The 4724-nt window shown below is 73.0% G+C and carries 4 protein-coding genes, 1 tRNA gene and 1 riboswitch; of the genes, 2 read left to right on the forward strand and 3 right to left on the reverse strand.

The features are described 5' to 3' along the window. Positions 1 to 69: 69 nt before the first annotated feature. A complete protein-coding gene (locus tag GT045_RS24500) occupies positions 70 to 1014 on the reverse strand; it encodes an aldo/keto reductase (RefSeq protein WP_161297714.1) in 945 nt (314 codons plus the stop codon). 242 nt (positions 1015 to 1256) lie between these two features. Next, a complete protein-coding gene (locus tag GT045_RS24505; RefSeq protein ID WP_161335462.1) occupies positions 1257 to 2294 on the reverse strand; it encodes a M23 family metallopeptidase in 1038 nt (345 codons plus the stop codon). A gap of 7 nt (positions 2295 to 2301) precedes the next feature. Beyond that, positions 2302 to 2470: riboswitch (cyclic di-AMP (ydaO/yuaA leader) on the reverse strand. Positions 2471 to 2780: 310 nt separating this feature from the next. Between GT045_RS24505 and GT045_RS24510 the strand changes: the two genes are divergently transcribed. Continuing rightward, a tRNA-Met gene (locus GT045_RS24510) sits at positions 2781 to 2854 on the forward strand. Positions 2855 to 2913: 59 nt separating this feature from the next. Here the strand turns inward: GT045_RS24510 and GT045_RS24515 are convergent. After that, complete coding sequence (locus tag GT045_RS24515; RefSeq protein WP_161335463.1) at positions 2914 to 4047, reverse strand: dihydrofolate reductase family protein; 1134 nt, start codon at positions 4045 to 4047, stop codon at positions 2914 to 2916. 78 nt (positions 4048 to 4125) lie between these two features. Here GT045_RS24515 and GT045_RS24520 point away from each other — a divergent pair, with 78 nt between their 5' ends. Next, complete coding sequence (locus tag GT045_RS24520) at positions 4126 to 4659, forward strand: MarR family transcriptional regulator (protein ID WP_161335464.1); 534 nt, start codon at positions 4126 to 4128, stop codon at positions 4657 to 4659. The last annotated feature ends 65 nt before the right edge of the window (positions 4660 to 4724 follow it).

The raw sequence follows: 4724 nt of genomic DNA on the forward strand, positions 1-4724 counted from the left end.
GCCGGGCGCCGGTCGGACCCGGGCGGGCGGACGGCCCGCGGGGCGCCGCGGGCCGGGAGCGGCCGGTGTCTAGGCGGAGGCGTCCGTCAGTTTCGCCACCTCGGAATCCGTCAGCTTCAGATCCGCGACGCCCAGCAGCGCGGGGAGCTGCTCCACCGTCCGCGCCGAGGCGATGGGGGCGGTGACCGTCGGCTGGGCGGCCAGCCAGGCCAGGGCGACCGTGGCGACCGGGGCGTCGTGGGCCTGCGCGACCTCGTCCAGGGCCGTCAGGACCTTCTGGCCGCGCTCGGAGTCCGCGTACTCCTTCACCCGGCCGGCGCGGGCGCTGTCGACGGTCGCTCCGGGCCGGTACTTGCCGGTGAGGAAGCCCGAGGCGAGCGCGAAGTACGGGACGGCGGACAGGCCCGTGCGGGCGGCGAGGTCCTGCAGCGGGCCCTCGTAGGTGTCGCGGGAGACCAGGTTGTAGTGCGGCTGGAGGGCGACGTAGCGGGCGAGGCCCTCGCGCTCGGAGAAGTCCAGGGACTCCCGCAGGCGCTCGGCACCGATGTTGGAGGCGGCGATGTGCCGGACCTTGCCGGCCTTCACCAGCTCGTCCAGCGCGCCGATGATCTCCTCGACCGGCACGTCGGGCTGGTCGAAGTGGGTGTAGTAGAGGTCGATGTAGTCGGTGTCCAGGCGGCGCAGGGAGGCGTCGGCGGCGGCCTTGATGTTGGCGGCGGACAGCCCCTGGTACCGCGGGTGCTGGCTGACCTTGGTCGCGATGACGACGTCGGAGCGGTTGCCGCGCGCCTTGGCCCACTTGCCGATGATCGTCTCGGACTCGCCGCCCTGGTTGCCCTCGATCCAGGCGGAGTAGGAGTCGGCGGTGTCGATGAAGTTGCCGCCGGCCGCCGCGTAGGCGTCGAGGACGGCGAAGGAGGTCTGTTCGTCCGCGGTCCAGCCGAAGACGTTGCCGCCGAGCGAGAGCGGGAAGACCTCGAGGTCGGAAGAGCCGAGTTTACGAAGTGACGTCATACGTCATGTCAACACCGGCGGCCGACGATCGCATCCCGCCGCCGGTACCGGAGTTCCCACCGCCGGTGCCGGGGTCCCATCGCCGGTGCCGGGGTCCCGCCGCCGGTGCCGGGGCCCCATCGCCGGTGCCGGAGTTCCCGCCGCCGGTGCCGGAGTTCCCGCCGCCGGTGCCGGAGTTCCCGCCGCCGGTGCCGGGGTTCCCGCCGCGTACGCCTGCGCGGTCTGCGGCGGGAGGCGGCCCGTCAGGGGGTGAGGCCCTTGTCCCGCAGCCACGCCATCGGGTCGATGCCGGTGGCCTGGCCGCCGGGGTGGACCTCCAGGTGCAGGTGCGGGCCGGTGACGTTGCCGGTGGCGCCGACGCGGCCGATGACCTCACCGGTGGAGACCTTCTGGCCGGCCGAGACGTTGATCGAGGACTGGTGGCAGAACCACAGCTCGGTGCCGTCGTCCAGGGTGAGGATCGTGCGGTACCCGTAGGAGCCGGCCCAGCCCGCCTCGGTGATCGTGCCGCTGTGGACGGCCTTGATCAGGGAGCCGGTGGGAGCGGCGAAGTCGAGACCGGTGTGGTAGCCGGAGGACCACATCGAGCCGGCCTGGCCGAACGTCGAGGTGAGCGTGTACGAGGAGGTCGGCAGCGCGTACTGCTTGGCCAGCTCGGCCAGGCGCTTCTCCTCCGCCGCCTTCTCGGCGGCGGCCTCCGCCTTCTCCTTGGCCTCGGCGGCCTTGGCGGCGGCCTCCTGCTCGGCCTTGGCGGCGGCTGCGGCGCTCTGCTTCTCGGCGGCGGCGAGCGCGGCGGCCGTGGCCTTGCTCTCGGCCTGGCCCTGCTGCTGCTCGGCCTGGGCCATGATCCGGTTGCGCAGCACCTCGCCCGCGTCCGTGGTGTCCTCGCCCTCGGCGGCGGACGTGCCGACGCTGCTCAGCGTCGCGGTGGCCTGCTGGGCCGGGCCGGAGTCCGCGGAGCCGTCGTCGAAGAGGTGGCCGACGGAGGGCAGGTCCGGCATGGAGATGGAGACCGGCGGCTTGCCGGTGTTGGCGCTGGCCATGCCGCCCGCGCCGACGGCGGCGATGACGCCGACGCCGAGGACGGTGGAGCTGCGCGCGAAGCCGCCCCGCTGCTTGGCGACGCGGTGCCGGCCACGGGCGGGAGTGACGGAGTCCTCGGTGGGGTTCCACTCCTCCCAGGGCCCCTCCTCGGCGCGGTAGGCGCCGTAGCCGAAGGTCTCGGGCTCGCGCTGGGCCGGTATGGACGGGGCTTCGGGGACAGGCCGGTTCGACGCCACGCGGGCGTGCTCCTTTCCTTCCGCCGCCTACCGGGTTAGCTGACGGGTTCGGAGCAGGAAGGTCTCCTACGCGCGTATACCGGCCGTGGACTCCATGAGTTCACGGCGATATCCGCGTGATTCACCCCAAAGTGGTGGTTCCCCGGTTCCCTTGCGGGATTCGGCGCGTGCGCACGGAGCCGTCTCTTGTGACGGCTGGGACGACCGCGCTGCGTTATCGAACGTTAATAGACCTGCCGGTCACTTTCCAAGCCGTTCGGCTTGATCATTACCGTTCCCGGCGGCGGAGCAACCGGCCGGTAAGCCACCAGAGCGGGCGAGTTGACCGAAGCCGCGGAGACGTCCAGCAGTCACCGGTGGTTTTGATGGTGACTCAGTTGTTATGCGCAGGGCACCCACCCGGTCACTTTCGGTGACGCGCGCCAGGTGGCGCGGGAAGCGGTGTGCGCAGCACCCCGTGGATGGCGTATGCTGGTCACACAACGACGCGGGGTGGAGCAGCTCGGTAGCTCGCTGGGCTCATAACCCAGAGGTCGCAGGTTCAAATCCTGTCCCCGCTACTGAAACCCAGGGCCCGGAATCCAGTGGATTCCGGGCCCTGGGTGTTTTCCGTGAGCGCTCACCCCGCCAGGTGGGCGTTCGGCGCCTTGGCCAGGGCCTCCAGGTCCGGGACCACGACGACCTGGGCGCCCGCGGCGGTCAGCACGCCCGTGCCGTCGGCCGCGGCGACGAAGGTGTCGGGCTCGCGCCAGGCGGTGACCACCCGCCGTACCCCGGCCCGCAGGATCAGCTCGGCGCAGGGGGCCGGGCGCGAGGCGCGGCGGGCGCAGGGTTCGAGGCTGCTGTAGACCGTGGCGCCGGGCAGCCGCGGGTCGGCCGCGTCGATCTTGGCGAGGGCCGCCTCCTCGGCGTGGACCACGGGATCGGCGCCCTCCCGCGAGTGGCCGCGGGCCAGCTCCGTGCCGTCGGCGGCGACCACCACCGCGCCGACGCTGAACGCCGTCTCCGAGGGCGGGCACTGGGCCGCGAGGTCGCAGGCGGCGCGCAGCCAGTGGTGGTCGGCCGCGGTGGGGGCCGGGCCGGCCCCGGGGGCGGTGGGCGCGTAGCGCATGAGGACGACGTCCTCGATCCGGCGGGTGTCGAGCAGGCGCAGGCGCCCGCCCTGGTAGCCGCCCGGCCCGAACAGCCGCGGGGCCGCCGGGTCCCCGACGAACAGCGGGGCGAGGACCAGCTGGAGTTCGTCGGCGAGGCCCTGCTGCAGGAGCTGGGTGTGGACCGTGCCGCCGCCCTCGACCATCAGCCGCCCGACCGAGCGCACGTCGTGCAGATGCTCCAGCAGGGTCCGCCAGTCGAGGGTGGGGCCCAGCGCGACGACGTCGGCGGTCCGGCCGAGCAGACGCGAGGCCCGCTCGGCGCCCTCGTCGGTCGTGCAGACGAGCTTCTCGCCGCCGGTGTGCCAGAAGTTGGCGTCCGGGTCGAGGTCGCCGGAAGCGGTGACGGTGACCTTCAGCGGGTACTCCGGCCACCCCGCGGCGGTGCGGGCCGCGCGCCGCCGGGCGGAGTTGACCAGCAGGCGCGGGTTGTCGGCGCGGATCGTGCCGGCGCCGACGAGGATGGCGTCCACGGAGGCCCGCACCTCGTCCACCCGGTCGAAGTCGGCCGGGCTGGACAGCAGGAGCCGTTCGGGACCGGTGTCGTCCAGGTAGCCGTCGAGGGAGACGGCGGCGGACAGCAGCACGTACGGCAGGGGCATCGGCGCTCTTTTCCGGAGGCGGACGGTCGGCGGTCAGAACGGCTTGGTTCAAGTTTGAAACAAACCTACACTGGCGGCATGACGACCCGCTGGCTCAGCCCCGAGGAGCAGCGCGCCTGGCGCGCCTACATCGCCGCCTCCCGCCTCCTGGAGGACGCGATCGACCGGCAGCTCCAGCAGGAGGGCGGCATGCCGCACCTGTTCTACTCGGTGCTGGCCAACCTCTCCGACGCCCCCGGCCTGCGGCTGCGCATGACCGGTCTCGCCGAGACGCTGAAGATCACGCGCAGCAGGCTGACGTACGCGGTGACCCGGCTGGAGCGGGACGGCCTGGTGCGCCGGGAGGACTGCAGCCAGGACAGGCGGGGCTCGGTCGCGGTGCTGACCGACGAGGGGATGGCCGTTCTGGAGCGTACGGCACCCGGGCACGTCGAGACGGTGCGCACCCTGCTGTTCGACCGGATCACGCCGGAGCAGGTGGGGCAGCTGGAGGAGATCTGCACGGGGATCGCGCGCGGACTGCAGGGGGCCGAGGACACCCGCTCGGGCGCGGACGGCGTTCCCTGGCTGCGCCGGTCGTCCTGCCCGCCGGCGCCGCCCGCAGACTCCTGAGCACCGCCTGAGCACCTCTTGAGCGCCTCTTGAGCGCCTCCTGGGCGCCTCCTGGGCGCCTCCTG

Origin of the sequence: Streptomyces sp. SID486, from assembly GCF_009865385.1 — a bacterium.
Lineage (GTDB): Bacteria > Actinomycetota > Actinomycetes > Streptomycetales > Streptomycetaceae > Streptomyces.

Excerpts from the sequence above, each read along its gene's own strand:
- GT045_RS24500 (WP_161297714.1), bottom strand. The coding sequence starts at position 1,014 with ATGACGTCACTTCGTAAACTCGGCTCTTCCGACCTCGAGGTCTTCCCG.
- GT045_RS24515 (WP_161335463.1), bottom strand. The coding sequence starts at position 4,047 with ATGCCCCTGCCGTACGTGCTGCTGTCCGCCGCCGTCTCCCTCGACGGC.
- GT045_RS24520 (WP_161335464.1), top strand. The coding sequence starts at position 4,126 with ATGACGACCCGCTGGCTCAGCCCCGAGGAGCAGCGCGCCTGGCGCGCC.